The sequence below is a fragment of the Gemella sp. genome (assembly GCF_057272915.1).
The window spans coordinates 1-587 of record NZ_DBHIUF010000015.1 but is presented as its reverse complement, the minus strand read 5'-3'; the positions used below and the strand labels follow the sequence as shown (position 1 = coordinate 587).

1 protein-coding gene is annotated in these 587 nt (G+C 35.3%); it reads left to right on the top strand.

Annotated elements, in window-relative coordinates; translation table 11 throughout:
- Nucleotides 1–342, top strand: a 342-nt coding sequence (locus ACO6OL_RS06495; protein ID WP_485502553.1) for an LPXTG cell wall anchor domain-containing protein, incomplete at its 5' end; no start/stop codon positions are given.
- Between the last annotated feature and the right edge of the window lie 245 nt (nt 343–587).

The following is a 587-nucleotide window of genomic DNA, read 5'->3' as shown; positions in this document are numbered from 1 at the left end:
GTGGAACCAAACAAACCAGTGGAACCAAACAAACCAGTGGAACCAAATAAACCGGTGGAACCAAACAAACCGGTGGAACCAAACAAACCAGTGGAACCAAACAAACCAGTTGACCCAACGAAACCAGTTGATCCAACGAAACCAGTTGAACCAACAAAACCAGTTGATCCAACAAAACCAGTTGATCCAAAAACACCTCAAGTAGAAGAGGGTGTTCAAAAAGCTCAAACAAAACGTTTGGCAAATACGGGAACAACAGAGAATAATACAGGTTTAGCAGGTTTAGGATTAGCATTATTCGGAGGATTATTGGCAGTTGCGAAACGCCGTAAAGATAAATAGAGAAATTTAGATAAATATCTTTATTTAAATACATAAAATTCTGGTTCTTTGTCAAGTACGGTTGATTTTGAAAATTAGGAGGAAGCTATGCTATATTAAGTAGTATAGCTTTTTTCCTATTTTTTCGTTTTAATTTCATTTCTTTCTTTTTAGTGAGAATAGCTTGACGCTCTTCTTTTGAATATCTAGGGATAGTGTATAATATTTTGTGTAAACAGAAAAGTCAAGAGAAGTTGAAAAAAAAG